We start from the raw sequence: 723 nt of genomic DNA on the forward strand, positions 1-723 counted from the left end.
CCCGTACGGTGCGGCAGGGACGCGGCTGTACCGCACGGGAGACAAGGCGCGGTGGAGCCGGGAGGGGACGCTGGAGTACCTGGGCCGCATGGACTTCCAGGTCAAGGTGCGCGGCTTCCGCATCGAGCTGGGAGAAGTCGAAGCGGCGCTGGGTGAGCAGCCCACGGTGCGGGACGTGGTGGTGGTGGTGCGTGAGGACGCACCGGGCGACAAGCGGCTGGTGGCATACGTGGTGGCGCAGCCGGGCCACACGGTGGAGTCGGCCGCGCTGCGCAGTGCATTGAAGGGACGTCTGCCGGAGTACATGGTGCCGTCGGCCTTCGTGGTGCTGGAGGCGCTGCCGCTCAACGCCAACGGCAAGGTGGACCGCAAGGCGTTGCCGAAGCCGGAGGCCGGAGCGGAGCGCACGCGCCAGTACGTGGCGCCGCGCACGAAGACCGAGGAGGTCCTGACGAGCATCTGGGCGCAGGTGCTGGGCGCCACGCAGGTAGGGGTGGAGGACAGCTTCTTCGAGCTCGGTGGCCACTCGCTGCTCGCGACGCAGGCGGTGTCGCGCATCCGCACGGCCTTCAACATCGACCTGCCGCTGCGAGCCCTCTTTGAGGCTCCGACAGTCGCGGCGCTGGCCCTCAAGGTCGAGTCCGCGAAGCAGGGCAGCACGGTGCCGAAGCTCGTGGCCACGGCTCGCACGGGTCAGGCGCCGTTGTCCTTCGCGCAGCAGCG

1 protein-coding gene is annotated in these 723 nt (G+C 70.4%); it reads left to right on the plus strand.

Annotated features, from left to right (window positions below):
* The coding region (locus ACLEQD_RS44710) for a phosphopantetheine-binding protein (RefSeq protein WP_410391968.1) at window positions 1-723 on the plus strand (723 nt) is incomplete at both ends.

The organism is Corallococcus sp. 4LFB (assembly GCF_046520365.1).
Lineage (GTDB): Bacteria > Myxococcota > Myxococcia > Myxococcales > Myxococcaceae > Corallococcus > Corallococcus caeni.